General features: G+C 59.0%; 15 protein-coding genes. All 15 read left to right on the top strand.

Going from position 1 to position 17,986, the window contains the following annotated elements; translation table 11 throughout:
- Positions 1–257 precede the first annotated feature (257 nt).
- The 15 genes from ORS3428_RS22060 to ORS3428_RS21995 all read left to right on the top strand — a co-directional run bounded on the left by ORS3428_RS22060 (position 258) and on the right by ORS3428_RS21995 (position 17,909).
- Positions 258–1,586: a ThiF family adenylyltransferase gene (locus tag ORS3428_RS22060; protein ID WP_157895981.1), complete on the top strand. Its 1,329-nt coding sequence runs from the start codon at positions 258–260 to the stop codon at positions 1,584–1,586.
- Positions 1,579–2,055 (top strand): Mov34/MPN/PAD-1 family protein, encoded by a 477-nt coding sequence (locus tag ORS3428_RS22055; protein WP_071100418.1) that lies wholly within the window; start codon positions 1,579–1,581, stop codon positions 2,053–2,055. Before ORS3428_RS22060 ends, ORS3428_RS22055 begins: the two co-directional genes overlap by 8 nt.
- Complete coding sequence (locus tag ORS3428_RS31745; protein WP_108723127.1) at positions 2,036–2,242, top strand: type II toxin-antitoxin system YhaV family toxin; 207 nt, start codon at positions 2,036–2,038, stop codon at positions 2,240–2,242. The genes ORS3428_RS22055 and ORS3428_RS31745 overlap by 20 nt, the downstream gene beginning before the upstream one ends.
- Positions 2,243–2,790: 548 nt before the next feature.
- Positions 2,791–3,114: a DUF736 domain-containing protein gene (locus tag ORS3428_RS22050; protein WP_071100417.1), complete on the top strand. Its 324-nt coding sequence runs from the start codon at positions 2,791–2,793 to the stop codon at positions 3,112–3,114.
- Between the two features lie 171 nt (positions 3,115–3,285).
- Positions 3,286–3,525: a helix-turn-helix transcriptional regulator gene (locus ORS3428_RS22045; protein WP_071100416.1), complete on the top strand. Its 240-nt coding sequence runs from the start codon at positions 3,286–3,288 to the stop codon at positions 3,523–3,525.
- Entirely contained in the window at positions 3,522–4,070 is a 549-nt protein-coding gene (locus ORS3428_RS22040) for a S26 family signal peptidase (RefSeq protein ID WP_071100415.1), read from the top strand. Before ORS3428_RS22045 ends, ORS3428_RS22040 begins: the two co-directional genes overlap by 4 nt.
- Positions 4,058–4,744, top strand: a complete 687-nt coding sequence (locus tag ORS3428_RS22035; RefSeq protein ID WP_071100414.1) for a lytic transglycosylase domain-containing protein — start codon at positions 4,058–4,060, stop codon at positions 4,742–4,744. Before ORS3428_RS22040 ends, ORS3428_RS22035 begins: the two co-directional genes overlap by 13 nt.
- Positions 4,745–4,932: 188 nt before the next feature.
- Positions 4,933–6,900 (top strand): relaxase/mobilization nuclease RlxS, encoded by a 1,968-nt coding sequence (gene rlxS / locus ORS3428_RS22030; protein ID WP_071100413.1) that lies wholly within the window; start codon positions 4,933–4,935, stop codon positions 6,898–6,900.
- 476 nt (positions 6,901–7,376) lie between these two features.
- Positions 7,377–8,330 carry a DNA-methyltransferase gene (locus ORS3428_RS22025; RefSeq protein ID WP_201788334.1) on the top strand — a complete coding sequence of 318 codons (954 nt, stop codon included), beginning with the start codon at positions 7,377–7,379 and terminating at the stop codon, positions 8,328–8,330.
- A 22-nt stretch (positions 8,331–8,352) separates the two neighbouring features.
- Positions 8,353–10,455, top strand: a complete 2,103-nt coding sequence (locus ORS3428_RS22020) for a DEAD/DEAH box helicase family protein (RefSeq protein ID WP_083355248.1) — start codon at positions 8,353–8,355, stop codon at positions 10,453–10,455.
- Positions 10,455–10,658, top strand: coding sequence for a DNA modification system-associated small protein (locus tag ORS3428_RS22015; protein WP_071100411.1), 204 nt, complete (start codon positions 10,455–10,457; stop codon positions 10,656–10,658). The genes ORS3428_RS22020 and ORS3428_RS22015 overlap by 1 nt, the downstream gene beginning before the upstream one ends.
- Positions 10,658–12,643 carry an AAA family ATPase gene (locus ORS3428_RS22010; protein WP_071100410.1) on the top strand — a complete coding sequence of 662 codons (1,986 nt, stop codon included), beginning with the start codon at positions 10,658–10,660 and terminating at the stop codon, positions 12,641–12,643. The genes ORS3428_RS22015 and ORS3428_RS22010 overlap by 1 nt, the downstream gene beginning before the upstream one ends.
- Positions 12,640–13,017: a hypothetical protein gene (locus ORS3428_RS22005; protein WP_071100409.1), complete on the top strand. Its 378-nt coding sequence runs from the start codon at positions 12,640–12,642 to the stop codon at positions 13,015–13,017. Before ORS3428_RS22010 ends, ORS3428_RS22005 begins: the two co-directional genes overlap by 4 nt.
- The gene (locus tag ORS3428_RS22000) at positions 13,017–15,503 is read left to right on the top strand and encodes a DNA-directed RNA polymerase subunit alpha C-terminal domain-containing protein (RefSeq protein WP_071100408.1); all 2,487 of its coding nucleotides are present in this window, start codon (positions 13,017–13,019) and stop codon (positions 15,501–15,503) included. Before ORS3428_RS22005 ends, ORS3428_RS22000 begins: the two co-directional genes overlap by 1 nt.
- A 375-nt stretch (positions 15,504–15,878) precedes the next feature.
- Positions 15,879–17,909 (top strand): conjugal transfer protein TraG, encoded by a 2,031-nt coding sequence (locus tag ORS3428_RS21995; protein WP_071100407.1) that lies wholly within the window; start codon positions 15,879–15,881, stop codon positions 17,907–17,909.
- Positions 17,910–17,986: the final 77 nt, after the last annotated feature.

The raw sequence follows: 17,986 nt of genomic DNA, 5'->3' as shown, positions 1-17,986 counted from the left end.
ATCTGCCGCCTCGCCCGACTATCACGATCTTCCCGGCGCTCGAGGGTGGGATCACTTGCACTTTTCCGCATCAAGCCGCCAATTTGCGCGGGCCACCCGACTGCCTTTGGAGAATGGGCAATCCTTGTATCGAGCGACCTGAGGCAGYGTTCAAAAGGGACGCTGTAACGGGCGAACCCGCTGAATTGGCAGAACGGCTCATATGGAGGGTAGGGCGCCTCCTGAGCTGGATCGATGCCGCAGCATCGGGAAAGCTCATGGAAATTGGCGACCCCGTCGAGCTGCCCGCGTTCGGCGCTGYGGCGGGAACGACACTTGGTTTTAACGAAACGACTGGCGACCTGTCGGGCTGGTTGTCGCGGGTCGGAAGCTGGGGTTACGCGGTCACCGAGGCTATCAGCGGCGCGATCAAATATCGGCAGGTCATCAGCTATCTGTCGGCCGATGGGCAGGTTTTCAAAAAGGATGCCGTCAAGCAGGAAGGATCTGACCTGCCCGTCGACGCCGTTTGGGTGATGTTGCCGAGAATGCCTGTCGCTGAACCCTGGCAAGCGCCGATTACCTGGCAAGAATTGTCGATGTTGTTGGACAGCGACGGTATCGGGCTCGCCGAAATATTCCAGCGAGCGGGTTCCCGATCACGCGTGCTGGAGCGCGACAGCCCGAGCCGTTTGCTTCTGGGCTTTCCGTTTGCGGAGAGGCTTGGCCAGGTACCGCAGCGCGTTCATTGGATCGCCGCTGAAGATATTGGACTGTCCGATGCCACCGCGWAAAGGAACGGTTTCCGTCCGGTCGAGAAGAATCGGGCCATATGGGACGCAACCAGGGCTACCTCCAATGATCGCATCCGATGGATGAGGACCGCCAACTGGGCCAGCGATCAACTGCGCACGCGCGGGGAGGCGGAGGACGCGGTCAGGTCGCAACGTATCCTGGTCATCGGCGCGGGGGCGATCGRCAGTGCGGTCGCCGAGAACTTGGCAAGAATGGGTGTGCGCGATTTCGGCATACTGGACGGCGACTTTCTGGAGGTCGGCAACCTCAGTCGGCACACACTTGGTTTGTCTGACTGTGGTCACGCCAAAGCGAACGCAGTCGCGGCTCGGTTGAAAAACTGTGCGCCAGATATCGTCGCGACCGCGTACAAAAGCACCTTCCCGCCGGCGGATGCCCGTGTCGTGGAAGAGCTTTGCAAATATGATGTCGTGATCGATTGCACAGCTTCCGACGCGGTCCTGCATAGCATGGCCGCATTCGATTSGCAGAGCGAAAAGCTGTTTGTCAGCCTTTCCATCGGGTGGGGCGCCAAGCAGTTCTTCTGCTTTTCTGCCTCAGAGGTGGCGTTCCCCGCACACGATGCGTTGGAACGCTTTGATCGGAATTTGATGTTCAAACCTGAAATGGAGGGAGCCAATCGTGAGGGTATCGGTTGTTGGCATCCGGTGTTTCCAGCGAGCGCGGACGATATCCAGCTATGGGCGGCAATTGGCTCGAAATATGTGAGAAACGCTGTCGTCTCGCGAGGACGGCAATGCAAAGTCTATCGCCTTATGGACGATACGACTGTGACGGTCATCGATGGCTGACGCTGCTATCCAGGCTCAGTCTGCCGACGCCAGGTTTCGCGTTATTGTGGAGACCGGCGCATTAGACCTTATGTTATCAAACACCCGAGCCGCCAAGGATCGCGAGACCGGTGGAATCCTCATCGGACATATCGACAACGAAGGCCGCGCGGTGATCCGGGAGGCCACCGGCAAACCACGCGGTTCAATTTTCGGCTGGTACACATTCGTGCGCAAGACGGCCGGGTTGGGTGCGCTTCTGAAGAGAAGATGGCGAGAAAACCAATATTACCTCGGGGAATGGCACTCGCACCCTGGCATGCCACCGGTGCCCGGCGGGCAGGATCGGTCGACCATGAGAGCGATCGCCGCAGACGGCGCCTATTGTTGCCCCGAACCTATTTTGCTCATTGTGGGAGGCCGAGACGGTTCCCGGGAGATATCAATTACGGTTTTTCTGAGCAACGGGGATGCTGTGCAACTTAGATGAGCCTGGCCTCGCCTGGGTCAATGACGAGACAACGCTGCGAGCCTATGACCGCGCCAAAGACGCTGACGCCGTGTTCCRCAAAATGCGGAAACGCGGCAACCCACCCGACAGCTGGGCGGACCTGCTGGCCGCCGCCTCCGCCGCGTCGGCCAAGCGCCGGCTTGCCCGATCAACGCGTGAGCGTTGATGTGGAGACGGGGCCTTGACATCTGCTGGCGACCTCTTCGCATAGCGCCATTGTCGAGGGGCATGGCAGTCAGGCCTCGACACGCGCAGCTATTGGCAGCCTGACGATGCCTTCTTGATCTGCTGCGCGAGCCCAACACCTGTTGACCTGCAACGGCACCCGGCTGCTGGTCTGATTTGGCGCTTGCCGCCTGGGCAATTGCGTTGGCACGGCAGCCAAGCAACCCCGCCCCACCGCTGCCTGACCTCTACTTGGCACCAGCGACCGCGTCTCACAGGCGTCTCTTTTTTGCTGTCGCCTGGCACCATTCCACTGCGCTTGGCTGTTCGACCTATGGGCGGTTCCGGCCCGCCCGAAACCCTCCCCGGCAACTTTTTTCCCCGCCGCCTGCGGCGGCTTCCTCGCGCCGCTTCTCTTCAAAAAAGCCGCCCGCTCGGGTCCTCCGCTACCGCTGCGGCCCTGTCGGGTTCGGGCGGCCCGGACGCGCCCATCACGGTCCGCCATCGCAGGGGAATGGTCCCCGGCGAAAGCAAAAAGGAGACTTTCAGATGACCGCGATCGGTTACGTCACCAAGCAGGAAAACGGCGCCTACAAGGGCCAGCTCAAGACCCTCAGCGTCCGCGCCGACATCGACATCGTGCCCAATCAGGCCAAGAGCGCCGACAACCATCCGGACTTCCGGGTGCTGACCCAAGGGGTCGAAGTCGGCGCCGGCTGGGTCCGGACCGGCGAGGCTTCCGGCAAGGACTATGTGAGCCTGTCGATCGCAGCCCCCGAGTTCGGCCCGCGCAAGCTTTACKCCAACCTCGGCCGCGCCGCCGGCCAGGAGGACGACGACACCTACGCCATCATCTGGAACCCCGCCGACTGATCGGCAGAACTAATAGCCCTCGCGCTACCGGTGCGGGGGCTTTCCTTCGTCATCCAACGACACGCGCCTGAAGGGGCGGCGAAAACTCCCAACCGACTCTTCGCCCGTCCCGCAGACGCCCTCGCTCGCCGATCCTCTCCGCCGCCTTCCATCGGCAAAACGAGGATCATCATGGACGACGAAAACGAACGCGCGGCCCGCGCCAAGAAGGGCAGCCCGTTCCTCAACACGGCGCAAGCCGCCTTTTACATCGGGCTGTCGCAACGAACCTTGGAAAAGATGCGGATCAAGAGCGCCGGCCCGAAATTCCGCAAGCACGGCCGCTATGTCCGCTACCACATCGACGAGCTCGACGAGTGGTCGAAGGGCCACCAGGACAAGATCGTTGCAGATGATGGAGGTCGCTCGTGAGCCGGGGACCCTCCATCCATCTCATCGGCAGCAGGCTGCGRCGAATTCGCGCCCGCAAGGTGATCGCCGCGACTGCGATTGGCTTGGGTTTGYTTGCCTTCACGGCCATCGCCAAACCGACGCCCTGGCTCGTCTGGAACGCCTCGGCAAGTGCGCCAATCGGCCTTTACCACGTTGTCGCCGGCACCCCTGCAAGGGGCGATCTCGTGCTTGCCCGCGCACCGGCATTCATTGCCGATATCGCCGCTGAGCGCGGCTATCTGCCTCGYACTGTGCCGTTGGTGAAGCACCTCGCAGCACTCCCGCGCGAGCACGTCTGCGCCTTCAATGATGCGATCATCATCGGCGGCGAGATCGTCGCGCACCGGCTCGCGACCGACACCAAAGGTCGTGGCATGCCCTGGTGGAACCAGTGCCGGGCACTCTCGGCCGACGAGATCTTCCTGCTCAATGGCGAGGCCCCGCGCTCCTTCGACAGCCGGTATTTCGGGCCGGTTCCGGTCAAAAACATCATCGGGAGGCTCGAGCCGCTATGGACCGAGTAACCCTCCTCATGCTGGGCATGATCGCGGTCGCGCCATGCGCCTGTTCCGCCTCGATCGGAGCTGAGCCGATCGCCATCTCCTATAGTCCGCAGTTGCGAAACTGGCAGCAGTTCGTATCGGAAGCAAGCCAACGTTTTCGTGTTCCTGAAGGCTGGATCAACGCCGTTATCGATGCCGAGAGCGGCGGCAGGACCATGGTCCACGGCCACCCAATCACCTCGCGCGCCGGTGCCATGGGCCTCATGCAGGTGATGCCTGGCACCTATGATGAGATGCGCGTCGAGCATGATCTTGGCAGTGATCCGTATGATCCGCGCGATAACATTCTGGCGGGAGCCGCGTACCTGCGCGCCATGTATGATCGCTTCGGTTTTCCCGGCCTGTTCGCGGCCTACAATGCCGGACCAGAGCGCTACGACGACCATTTGCAGCGCGGACTACCGCTGCCGTCCGAGACAGTCGATTATCTAAGAAAGCTCAACGCAGCCGGGGTTTCGGCTGCGGACATCAACGAGTTCAAGGGCAAATCTCCTCCCTCACCGACCTCGAAAGCCTCCCCCGGGCGCTCGCTCTTTTTTCTGCGCGACGGCGTGCCAGCGGGCACTCCGAAGGGCCAAATTCTGGTGCCGCTTGGATCGCAGGGATCGGCATCGGAGCTGCCGGATCACAAGTGACAGCGAGGGTGCGGCGGACCYGGTGCAGGCGGGCGAGGGCAGGTTCGCGTAAGGCAAGATAAAGGTACCGCCTCCATGAGGCGGTCAAGTCTTTGTCTGCACATCGTTTTTCCAGGAGGCTGCCAACAGTATCAGGAGGCTGGGGCGCGCAAGCGGCTGATTTTGCTGCAATTATACGGGAGGCTGGGGTGAAAGACGACGAGTTCAGGCCAAAGCTTGGCAAAATCGGGTCGCTGGGCTCGAAGGCAGGGAAGCGGTTTGCCGGTCAGCTTAGGGCCGCGATCAACCGAGCCGGTGGCAAGTCCCGGCGCGGCAACCATTTCATTGGGAGTCGGGTTGGGCGCGGAGGGGCGGCCGCCGCGCTGCTCAAGTCACGCGACCGATATGCAGCGTTCCGGCAGCGTCGTGCGATCGTCAAGGCACGCGTAGTGAGGCTAGCCGGCAAGAGTGCGGACGGAGCGCGTGCGCATCTGCGCTATCTCCAGCGCGACGGCGTCACCAGCGAAGGCGAGCCCGGTGAGATCTATGATGCCGATAGCGATCGCGTCGACGGCAGAGCTTTCCTCGATCGCGCCAATGGCGACCGGCATCAATTCCGCTTCATCGTCGCAGCCGAAGATGGCATCGAGTATGAGGATCTCAAGCCGCTGACGCGGCGCCTCATGGCTCAAATGGAAGAAGACCTCGGCACCAGACTCGACTGGGTTGCCGTCGACCATTTTAACACCGGCCATCCGCATACGCATATCATCGTCCGCGGCAAGGATGATCGCGGTGAGAATCTCGTCATCGCGCGCGACTACATCTCGGCTGGCCTGCGCAAGCGGGCGGCGGAACTGGTGAGCCTCGACCTCGGCCCGCGYACCGACCACCAGATCGAGCAACGCCTACGGCAGGAGATGGAGCAGGAGTGCTTCACCAGCATCGATCGCCAGCTGCTGCGAATGCGCGACGAGGACGGAGTTGTTTCTCCGGTCGGCCGCGACGCGTTTCGCCAGACATTGCATCAGGGTCGCCTGCGCAAGCTCGAGCGGATGGATCTTGCAGCGGAGATCGGTTCCGGCCGCTGGCGCCTGGACGACGAGCTCGAAGCAACGCTCCGTCGGTTGGGCGAACGCGGCGATATCATCAAAACCATGCATCGCGAACTAACCGGCAAGGGACTCGCGCGCAGTGCAGCCGATTGTGTGGTCTACGATGCGGGACAAAATGCTGAGCCTGTGGTCGGCCGCGTGGTCGCGCGAGGACTGAGCGACGAAATCAACGACAGGCACTATCTCATCGTCGACAGCGTGGACGGCAAAAGCCACTACATCGATATCGGCAGAGGCGAGGCTACCGAACCGACGCCTGACGGCTGCATCGTCCGTGTCACGCCGCGGAACACTGAGCCCAGACAGGTCGACCGTACGATCGCARACATCGCAGCGGCGAATGGCGGGCACTATAACACCGATATTCATCTGCGGCACGATCCGTCCGCGACCGAACGCTTCGCCGAAACGCATGTCCGAAGGCTGGAGGTGATGCGGCGAGTCACCGGCGGGGTGGAGCGAAGGCYGGACGGTACTTGGATCATCGCACCGGATCATCTCGACCGCGTCTCCGATTACGAGCGCCGGCGGGCCAGGGCTGAGCCTGTCCTGGTCGATAAGCTCTCGCCGATGCCGCTGGAAAAGCAGGTCGGCTTCGATGGCGCCACCTGGCTCGACCGGGAACTGGTTTCCGATCGACCGGAAGGTTTGCGCAATTCCAGCTTCGGCTCTGAGATACGTGAGGCGCAGACCCAGCGACGGCAGTGGCTGGTTGCACAAGGCCTGGCGCATGAGGAGAAGGATCGGATCGTCTACCGCGCCAACATGATTTCAATCCTGCAACAGCGCGAGATGAACCGAATCGCCGGTCAGCTTTCGAGTGAGCTCGGGCTCTCCTATTTCGAAGTGAAGCCTGGAGATCGATTGGAAGGCAAAATGCTCCGATCCGTCGATCTCGCGAGCGGAAAATATGCCGTCATCGAGAAATCGCGTGAGTTCACGCTGGTGCCATGGCGGGCAGTGCTTGATCGACACGTTGGGAAGGAGGTCTCCGGGGTCGTGAGCGGGGAGGGGATTTCTTGGGCCATCGGCCGGCAAAGGAGCGGGCCAAGCGTTTCGTAGCGCCGCATTGGCGATCAGGCTGGGGCAGGTGGAATAAGGCGGCACCCTGCCTCTGAAGTGACTGAATTCTCAAGGATCAACGGCCAAGCTTCGAGTTCGTCCATCTCGACGACTGCAGGCACGCCAATTGCACTTGGCGATACATCGAGCTGATAATAAACCGCGCGAGAGCAAATCAAAGCTTGACGATCAGAGCGAAGCACCTTTTCTAAGTGGCAATCGCAAAGACGAGGGGGGAACGGGTGAGATATTCTCGGTTCGGGCGCGGAAACATCCAGCCCTCCGCGAGAATACGCGCGCGCGCTGAGAGGCGCGCGGCGCGTTCCAACGCCWATGCCGGCAGCCCTAACCCTGACGATGCACCTAAGTCTCGCCAAGGAGGAGCTCCGTCCRCGGAATCGGCTACCAGCGTAAACGGAACAACGGCTGAGGCAGACCAGACTGCGGCAGCAAGCTCACCTAAGGCGACTGACAGTGTGTCCATTGTGGAAGCTTACCACACTGCTCTCGGTAGCATGCTGCACGGCCGCATTGAAGACGCGCTGACCAGCGAGGCCCTGACAAGTCTCAAGGGCAAGATCAATCTCATCGTTACATCCCCGCCGTTTCCCCTTGTACGCAAGAAACGATACGGCAACGAGACCGGCGAAGCCTATCTAAACTGGCTTAAATCATTGGCGGTCCCCTTGACCGACTTGCTTACCGACGACGGTTCGATTGTCATCGAGATCGGAAACGCGTGGGAAGAGGGTGCTCCTGTGATGTCAACGCTTCCACTCGAAGCGTTGCTTGAATTCAAGCGTGCTGCAAGTTTGCATCTATGCCAGCACGTCATCTGTCACAATCCGGCTCGCCTTCCGAGCCCAGCGGCATGGGTCAACGTGAAGCGTATCCGCTTGAAGGATTCGTTTACCCACGTCTGGTGGATGTCGAAATCAAAGACTCCAAAAGCTGACAATCGCGAAGTCCTGACCCCCTACGGCCACGACATGAAAAAACTGCTGAGGACACAGAAGTACAACGCTGGAGTGCGGCCTTCGGGTCATGTCATTTCGGAGACGGGCTTCCTCAAGAATCATGGAGGGGCGATTTCCGCTAACGTACTGGAATTCGACGAGGAAAATGCCATTCCAGAGTCGCTGCTGAAATTCTCGGGTACGAAATGGGACGCCAATTATCGTGACTACTGCAAACGTTTGTCCCTCCCTGCTCACCCGGCGCGAATGCAGGCCATGTTGTCTGCCTTTTTCGTGAAATTTCTCAGCTCACCTGGTGACCTCGTCCTTGATCCGTTCGCCGGATCGAACACGACRGGGGCCATCTCCCAGCAGCTGGGACGTCGCTGGATCGGAGTTGAAGCCTCCGCGGAATATGTCGAGGGATCGCGCGGGCGCTTCGAGGAATTCGCGGACGGAGTCATGTCAGGGTAATTGAGCTGGGGGAGTGCAACTATTGGGCGATCCAAGCGAACCGCCCGAGGCGCGGGGCGCATTCTTGGGCGATCTGTCCGTCCTGAGACTGAAGACGGAATATCGATCCATCAAAGAGGCGCCTGCACAGGCGTTCTACCGCCCGTGTTTCCAGCATGCGATCAGCTATAAGCGTRCAACGGGTTATTTTCGGTCTTCCGTATTCCTCGTCACGGGACATAGCGTGATCGAGTTCGTGCGGCGCGGCGGAACAATAAACTTGATTTGCTCGCCCGAGCTGGACGCCGATGATATCGATTCGATTGCCCTCGGATACGCCAAGCGAAACCAGATCATCACCGAGAGGTTAGTTGCGCAAATCGACAGTATGCTGTCTGAGCATGAAACGTCTTACCGCACACGCATACTTGCAACTCTTGTCGCGGTAGGCGCCCTGGAGATTAAGCTAGCCGTCAGAGCAGATCGAAAAGGTCTATATCACGAGAAAATCGGGATCTTTGCCGACGGTATCGGTAATCGCGTTTCATTCAAGGGTTCCGCTAACGAAACCTGGAGCGCATGGGACCCGTCAGGCAACTTTGAATCGATTGAGGTTTTCTGCAGTTGGCGTGGGGGACTTGAAGAAGAAAGGGTCTGCAGACATGAAGCGCATTTTGACTCTCTTTGGTCGGAAAATGACATCGACATCGAAGTTTTTCCCTTCCCATCGATTGCCATCGACCGCCTGAAGAAGTCGGCATTAGCAAGGCTGGATGACGTGACGGAAATCGCTTTTCAGCAGCCGAATTCGAAACGTTCACCGCTAGCGCACCAGAACAACGCAATTGCAGGCTGGGTCGCGCAAGGCGAGCGAGGCATTTTCGAACATGCTACCGGCAGCGGAAAAACGTTTACTGCTATCATCGCGATATCACGGCAGGCGGAGAAGGGACTTCCCTCGCTCGTCCTCGTCCCAAGCCGTTTGCTGCTCGAACAATGRGCCGCAGAACTTCGTGAGGAGATTCCCACCGCTGCCCTTCTCCTTGCCGGTGCCGGCAACGACAAATGGCGGTTACCACGCAGGCTGCAAAGCATGACCGATCCCGATCCCACWCTTGGAGGCCGCATCATCCTTGCAAYAATGCAGACGGCCTCCATGCCGGAATTCAGGGAGAAGCTCGTTGCCGGCGATCATCTTCTCGTCGTTGCCGACGAAGTTCATCAGACCGGCAGTCCTCAGAATTCCGAGCTCTTCGGAATCCACGCGGGGTCTCGCCTGGGACTCAGCGCAACTCCCAAGCGGTATGGCGATCCCGACGGTACTGCAAAAATGTTCCACTACTTCGGGCCTGTCGTGCCTCCGCCTATCACGCTCAATGACGCGATCGATGCCGGACGGCTTGTTCCTTACGAGTATTTTCCACATGCCCTTAACCTGACCGCGGAAGAGGCTGATGAGTGGAGGGATCTGACGCGCTCGATCAAGCTTGAGATAGCCCGTCAACGGCCGGACGAAGGCGGTAAGAAGGCAATCAGCGAGCGGGCAAAGTTGCTACTGATCCGCCGTGCACGCATCGCAAAGAAGGCTGCTGCAAAAGTCAGGCTCGCGACCGAAATTCTCAAATCGAACTTTGAAAATGGGCAAAGTTGGCTCGTATATTGCGAGGATGCGGATCAGCTGGCTGAAGTTCTTGCTGATTTAAAAAGTGCTGGCATGGACGCCATCGAGTATCATTCATCGATGGCGGGAGACCGTGATGCCACAATGTCGTGGTTCCGGGTATACGGGGGGATACTTGTGTCAATCAGATGCCTCGACGAAGGAGTGGACATTCCGGCTGTCTCCCACGCGTTGATACTCGCTTCCTCGCAGAATCCGCGGCAATTTATCCAGAGGCGCGGACGCGTTTTGCGGCGGTCGCCTGGAAAAGAGATCGCCTTCATCCATGATGCCATCGTTGTGCCGGTCGACCCAGAGGATGAGCCGGAGCAGATGAGTCTGCTGCGCGCTGAACTGGTACGATCGATAGAGTTCTCGAAACATGCCGTCAACCGAGCGGCTGGAGCCGATCTGCGCGCAATAGCCATTGAAATGGGCATTAACCCCGACACTTTGATCGATGACGGAATGGAAAGCGACAACTGATGGCCGAAGAAGATATGWCGCTGGAAACGCTACTTGCGGTTCGCACAGAAGTATCTCCAGGTCTCGACGAATCGCTTTTGAGGCAATGTTATTTTGTTCAGAAGCGGTTCCAATTCAGCGCCGACCGGACAGTATCCGCGGCTAACATGGAGAAGCTGATTGACGAGCATGTCAAAGGTCTGAGCGGCGAGGCGCAGGACTAATGAAACTGCACCGGATTACCATTCATAACTTTATGCCCTACAAGGGCTCGATAACCGTCGACTTTCCGACCGACGACCAGCGCAATGTTATGATTGTCTTTGGCGACAACATGCGCGGCAAAACGAGTCTGCTGAACGCCCTTCGCTGGGGATTCTACGGGAAAGCGTTGGGGCGGCACTCTCGGCCAATCGGTCTCCATGATATCGTCAACAGAGAAGCCGCCCTGGAGGGCGATTGGAAGGTTCAGCTTTTTGTCGAGTACGAGGCGAAYGGATACAGGTACAATTTGAGGCGGACTGCGGACCGCCGCGTTCATGTCGCGGTCCCCAGCCGGTCAGAGGATTTCCAGGTTTCTGTCTACCTCACACGCGACAATGTGGTGGTAAGCGGCGATCAAATCGAGTCTGAAATCGATCAGATTGCGCMAGAGCAGATTTCCCGGTTCTTTCTGTTCGATGGCGAACTGCTGCAGGAATACGAGAGCCTCCTCATCGAGGGAAGCGAACAGGGGCGGYAAATCAAGGAAGCTATTGAGGAGGTGCTCGGCGTCCCTGCGCTAATTAGGGGGCGCGATGAACTCGGAGCCATCCTGAAAAGCGCGACCAAGAAGCAAACCGCTGAACTTCAGCACATCCAAGGGTTGGAAAAGCAGGCCAACCGCCAAAAAGAACTTACCGCAAAGCAGGACTCATATGACCGCGACCTGGTCGCCTTGCAGCAGAAACTCGACGACACGCGTAAGGAGCGTCTCAAGCTCGAAGACGAACTTGATGCCGCAGCCGTGCTTCTCGCGCAGAAATCGAAGCTGGATGGCCTCAAGACCCAGAAGGTCAGCTTGGAGGTTCAGATAAAGAAAAAGGAGGATGATCGCCGCTCCCTCCTAGGAGATGCCTGGCAGGACCTTCTTGATGCAAAGTTGGAGGTCAAAAGGCGCTTCCTCACTCTGYGTCAGGGTGAATTGACGCGTGCTCTAAAGCAGCAGGGCAAATTGGAGGATCAGATCGAGAGGCTGCAGAAACTACTGGCCAGCGGAGTGTGCTCTCTTTGCGGACAGGAAATTGCAGAAGGGCATCGCCACGATCTCGGTTCCTCCCTCGGCGGTCTGCAAGTGGAAATGAGCCGCGCCGTCGATACCAGCAATGAATTGCAGGCAATCGCAGCCCAACTTGCCTCGCTCAATAAGATAYGGGGCGTCCGCGCTCGCGACCGATTGCTRGAGCTCGATCGGGACTTGCGAATGGCGTCCGTAAATCTCCAGCGAGTAGAGAATGAAATCGAGACCATCTCCGATGAGATAGCGGGGCAGGACACGGCAGAGCTTGCAAGGAAACGGGTGCTGAAGGACGAAGCGGTGCGGGAAGAAGGCCGGCTTCAAGGAGACATCATTGCCGTCCGCAAGAGCATCGATCAGATCCGGCAGGACTTGGCTGTCAGTCAGAAAGCAATTGAGGGACTTGCACCCGCCCGCTCACGAAAAAGCACGATCAAGGTCAATGTGGCTAGCGAACTGGAGCGCACCTTCGCGGCCAGTATCGAGCGGCTGCGCGACCGCTTGCGCACGCGCGTCGGCAGCCTTGCCAACGATGCGTTCCTGAAAATGACTACTCAAAAAGGTTATCGCGGCCTCGAGATTAACGCCAATTACGGACTTAGCATTCTCGATGCCCGCGGCCACAAGGTGCCTCTCAGAAGCGCAGGAGCCGAGCAGGTGGTCGCCCTCTCGCTGATCGACGGTTTGAATCGCACCGGACGTGCAGTTGGCCCGGTAATAATGGACACCCCCTTTGGCCGCCTCGATCTGAAACACCGGGACAACATCCTCTCGTACCTGCCAGAGGTAACGAGTCAGTTTGTGCTGCTTGTTCATAGCGGAGAGATCCGTCCAGATACGGATCTGTCGAGCATCRAATCGCGGATTGGTGCCGCTTACAAGATTGTCGAAATTTCACCCACGCACTCGACGATTGAAAGGACGGCGCTGTGAGTCAGCAGGAGATTGTCAATATTGGTTTGTCTGAGGCGGGAAACGACAAACTCGACGACCTGAAGGAGAATGGCATCTTTGCGGAAAAGATGGACGGCTACCGCTTCGCGGTTGCCCTAGCATTGGCGCAGGGCGCCATCGCGCCGGAGATTGGCAAGAGATCGACATTCCTGAATGTGGGTTCTCTCGATCCAGACCAGACTTTGCGGCGCGCGGTCGAAACACTAATGCCCGAGCAACTTACTGAGACCACTCCTTACCGGCTGATCGAACGATTGGCAGATTGGGGCGTGAACGATCTTCACGCACAGGCAAAGAGCGGCGGGATCGATTTTGTCCGACTTTTCGATCAGGTAGCCGAGAAGGCTGTCTGATGGCAACTGGCTTGCGTGCATTCCTGATGATCAGGCGCGAGTCTGAATGGTCGATCAGCGTGCACCGCGATCTTGAAGAAATGCTTGGTGCCTGGAAGAACAGACTTTCGCCTGAACAAGTCGTGGGCGTACTTCATGTCGGCTTCGATCGGCCGCCCGCGCGGGAGTTTGACCCGATCGCAAAGCAATGGCAGGGCCATTTGCTTGTCACAGGTTCYGCGAAGTTCAGCCTCCCGGCGGGATTTATCACCTCGGAGCACGAGCTCGGAAAGATCGGCGAGCTGCCCGTCTATCTTGGCATCCGCGGCTGGGGCTACACCGTTGATGAGGCRCTGGTCCCGCAGGCAAAAAAGGCAGAGGCCGCCTTTTCAGGTCGAACGCCGGTAGGATGGGTCCGACGGCTGCTGGATCAGCATCCTGAGGCCGCACCTGAATTTGAAAAGTGCGGAATTTTCGACGAGTCCAGCTACATAGCGGCAGAGTCGGAACTTCCAGTGGCCTTAAGGAAGGCCGCAGGCGGATATCGCCTCGATCAGATGATTACTGGGGATCGGAATGATCCTTGCGAATTCGCACGGGCTGCCCCGCCATGGCTGCGGGAGCAGGACTTCCAGACGATAGCCTTGCCCGTTCGCGTCACCAATTTGTTCAATAGTCTCGGCATTCGAACGGTATCTGATCTTGCCAAGAGGTCCCTTAGTGAACTCCTGGAGGCGCAAAATTTCGGCAGAAGATCAGCGGCCGACTTGCTGTACTGCCTGCAGGCGGCTCTCGATGAAGGACCTGTCGAAAGAAAATCGCTCGAAAGCGAGGCTGTCTATGCCACGCTTATAGAATGCATCAAAGCATCCCTTTCGAAGTACCCAGAGAGGGAGCGGAACATCATGTTCAAGAGAATGGGTCTTGGTCAAAGGCCGCAGACTCTGCAAGAAATTGYTGGACAATATGGCGTAACGCGCGAGCGCATTCGCCAGATCGAGGCTGCAGTTGTCAAACGTCTTATCCGTGAGGAAATCTGGGATGACCTGCTCACCGAAAAGCTAGCCAGCTTGATGGAAGACCGCCGAGTGCCCTTGCCTCTGAAAGGCATCGAAGCGGTAGATAGCTGGTTTGCTGGGATGGGGCAGGAGGGGGAGGCACTTRGCTACCTTCTGTCAACCGTCTCGGCCGGCCCAGCCAAAGTGCTGCAGATCGACGGAACAGACTACATCGGCTTGTTGACCGAAGAGGAATGGAACGAGGCTGTATCGGCAGCGCGCCACCTGCTTGAAACCGGAGCCGATGGTGCCTGGACGCTCGATCATTGCCGCTCGGTCGCTCAGGGGATGCTGCCAGAGAAAGGCAAAGAGTTCGGCGAACTGTTGTGGGATCAGGCTACTCGTCATGCCCAGTTTGTCGAACGAGACGGGGTCGCCGTTCTTGTCGCGTTCGGTCGAGGGGTCGAAAACCTGGTTCAGGCGGTCCTGGAGGCTTCCGAGCGCCCGCTACATTACTCGGAGATTGCAACGCTCGCAGCAGAGCGTGCAGGCCGAGAGATTGATATCAGGAGAGTGCATAACGCCGCTGCCAATGTGGGTTATCTCTTTGCCAGGGGAACCTACGGACTTGATCGTCACGTCTCCCTCCCAAGCGAGATCATGGAATTGGTCGCCGACGAAGCTGAGCAGATCGTCGCGGAAGGTACACCGGGCAGACAGTGGCATACTGCTGAAATCACAACTGAACTTATAGAGCGCGGGTTCCAGCAGGCATCTCACCTTGACAAATATCTTGTAGATATTGCGCTAAAGCGGTCGGGCAATCTCGAGAACCTAGGCAGGCTCGTCTGGTCTGGTTTAGGTCCGGACCAATCCGCCAACCGCATTGATCTCCGTCAGGCGATTGTAGCCATTCTGCAGGAGGCGGGGCATCCGTTACGCACCGAAGAAATTCGAGAACGGATTGTATCGTTGAGAGGTGTTGGCGATCATTTTCAGATCGCTTCCGCCGATCCCRTCATGCGAGTTGCGCCGGGATTGTGGGGATTGAACGACCGGGATCTCCCGATCAAACGCCCGGAACAGCCCCGGATGCTTGACGCTTTGGTCGATATACTGCGCAAGCGGGGCACCGGTTTGCACTACTCTGAAATCGACCAGTCGCTTTTCCTCAGGTCACGTGGTCTCAATGCGACAGCTTTGTGCAGCTTGGCCACAACCGACCCCCGGCTTCGGGTCAGTACTAGTCGGTATTTGTACCTGCAGGGATGGGCTGGGCCTCGGCGGGAAAGCTTGGCGGAGGCCGTGAGTGCGGTGATGAACTCGGCAGAGCGGCCACTTGCATTGAGCGAAGTAGTTGATCTGGTGAAGGCCCGATTGGRCAGGCCCTGCGACGTCGCGGCGATCTCTGGAAGCCTTCAGGCCATTGACGCCGTCTACGATCCATCCACCGGCAGCTGGAGTCGGCGGCTGACTGACGATTCCGACGTCGAGATGGCAGCAGAGTAGAGGTTGTGCTGTTGGAACCGTTTCCTATTTAGCAGCCGYTCTGCTCGCGCGGGGAGGTAATCGTTGGCTTCTCCACCGCTGCGGGTTCTCAATCGATCGGGACGCACAAGGATAAACCGCCTGCGCCAGTCGGTACCGCAGGACTGACGCGCTTGTAGCACCGTATCAGAGGTCGGTGTCACAACATGTCCACGGTAGTCTGGCTGCCACAGGCGCCCGCTCGACCAGCTATGCATTCGATCGTAAGGTGCGAATAATCCCTTCGCGCCTTCCTGGGTGCGAATCGCTCGCACCAAGTCGTAGGTGGGGCACGTTACACTTTGTAGTGCGACGCGCCATGTTTGGTCCGCCTCTCAAGACCTGCGGACCAAGCCAATGACACCGACGAAGCTACTGATTGGGCAGATAGCCATTGTGTTCGCCATCGTCATTCTTGGCGTATGGGCGGCAACGCAGTGGTGCGCCCACATGCTGGCCCATCAACCGGCACTGGGCACGCCATGGTTCGTCGCGGCCGGATGGCCGATCTACAAGCCCTGGAAACTGTTCGAATGGTGGTTCCATTTCGACGCGTATGCGCCTGAGGTATTCGATAAGGCTGGTGCGCTGGCCGGCACGAGCGGGTTCATAGGCTGTGCCGCCGCGGTCGCCGGCTCTCTCTGGCGCGCGCGGCAGCGTGGGCTGGTTTCCACCTATGGGTCCTCAYGATGGGCCGATACTCGGGAGATCGAGAAGGCCCGGCTGTTTCACCCTGCTGGTGTCTTCCTCGGCAAGGTGAAGGATCGCTATCTTCGCCACGATGGACCGGAGCATGTGATGGCCTTTGCGCCGACACGCTCGGGCAAGGGCGTCGGTTTGGTTGTTCCAACTCTTCTCTCCTGGACTGGCTCGGCCGTTATTCACGACATCAAAGGCGAAAATTGGCAGCTGACCTCCGGTTGGCGGTCGAAATTCTCACACTGCCTGCTGTTCAATCCAACAGATTCGAGGTCGGCACGCTACAACCCTCTGCTGGAGGTACGCAAGGGCCCGGACGAGGTCCGCGATGTCCAGAACATTGCCGACATCTTGGTCGATCCGGAAGGTGCGCTGGAGCGGCGTAATCACTGGGAAAAGACCAGCCATTCCCTGCTGGTCGGCGCCATCCTGCATGTGCTCTACGCCGAGGAGGAAAAGACGCTCGCCCGCGTCGCCACCTTCCTGTCGGACCCGCAACGTTCCTTTGCCGCGACATTGCAACGGATGATGACGACGAACCACCTCGGCGCGGCGAACAAACCTCATGTCCATCCCGTTGTGGCCTCGGCGGCGCGCGAGGTGCTGAACAAGTCCGAGAACGAGCGTTCGGGCGTGCTTTCGACCGCCATGTCGTTTCTGGGGCTCTATCGCGATCCGACCGTGGCCGCGGCAACATCTGCTTGCGACTGGCGCATTGCCGATCTCATGGATGCCGAGCGCCCGATGTCGCTTTATTTGGTCGTACCGCCATCGGACATCTCGCGCACCAAGCCATTGGTGCGGCTGGTGCTCAATCAGATCGGCCGGCGGCTGACCGAGCGGCTGGAGGGAGATCCGAAGAAAAGCAAGAAGCACCAACTTCTCATGATGCTCGACGAATTCCCGGCGCTCGGCCGCCTCGACTTCTTCGAGACCGCGCTTGCCTTCATGGCGGGATACGGCATTCGTGCCTATCTGATCGCACAATCCTTGAACCAGATCTCCAAGGCGTATGGCGAGAACAACGCCATTCTCGACAATTGCCATGTCCGAATTGCCTTTTCCTCTAATGATGAACGGACGGCCAAACGCATCTCGGATGYGCTCGGCACGGCGACGGAACTCAGATCCATGCGCAACTATGCCGGCCATCGGCTGGCGCCTTGGCTGTCGCACGTGATGGTCAGTCGACAGGAGACCGCGCGACCGCTGCTGACGCCTGGCGAGGTGATGCAATTGCCGCCCTCGGACGAACTGGTCTTGGTGTCGGGACTGCCACCGATCCGAGCGAAGAAGCTACGCTACTACGAGGATCAGAATTTCACCGAGCGGGTACTGCCTGCGCCGGGGTTGCGTGACGGTCCTTACGCCGACTGCCCTGCGCCACGCCCGGAGGACTGGAGTGGACAGGTGCGCAGCGTCGATTGTCGTCTGGCCACTGACGAAGAAAGCGCCAGTGGGGTCGCTGAAGACGAGGGTGGCGTCCAGCAGCAGCGCCATCCCGGTTTGCCTGAAGAACACTATGCCGTCTCTCAGGAGCCGGATCAGGACGATCTGTTCAAGGCCACCGACGATGATAGCGAAGCGCTCGCCGACCAGCGCGTGATGGACCGGATTTCCACGGCGGCGCGTGCCTACGGCATCAACGAGGGCAGGGGCGACGACAAGGATATCGTGCCCGRCTTCTGAAGGCTCCCCAAAATCCAGAGCGTATCTCGGCGTAGATAACGACCGTAGGCGATTTCGGGCAGCTGCCTCATGCTTGT

The organism is Mesorhizobium sp. ORS 3428, assembly GCF_001854785.1.
Classification (GTDB): Bacteria; Pseudomonadota; Alphaproteobacteria; order Rhizobiales; family Rhizobiaceae; genus Mesorhizobium.
Note: the sequence above shows the minus strand (reverse complement) of the source record. Positions and strands in the feature narration are given on the sequence as shown.

Coding starts and splice junctions, on each gene's coding strand:
- ORS3428_RS22035 (WP_071100414.1), top strand. CDS start 4,058: ATGGACCGAGTAACCCTCCTCATGCTGGGCATGATCGCGGTCGCGCCA.
- ORS3428_RS22055 (WP_071100418.1), top strand. CDS start 1,579: ATGGCTGACGCTGCTATCCAGGCTCAGTCTGCCGACGCCAGGTTTCGC.
- ORS3428_RS22045 (WP_071100416.1), top strand. CDS start 3,286: ATGGACGACGAAAACGAACGCGCGGCCCGCGCCAAGAAGGGCAGCCCG.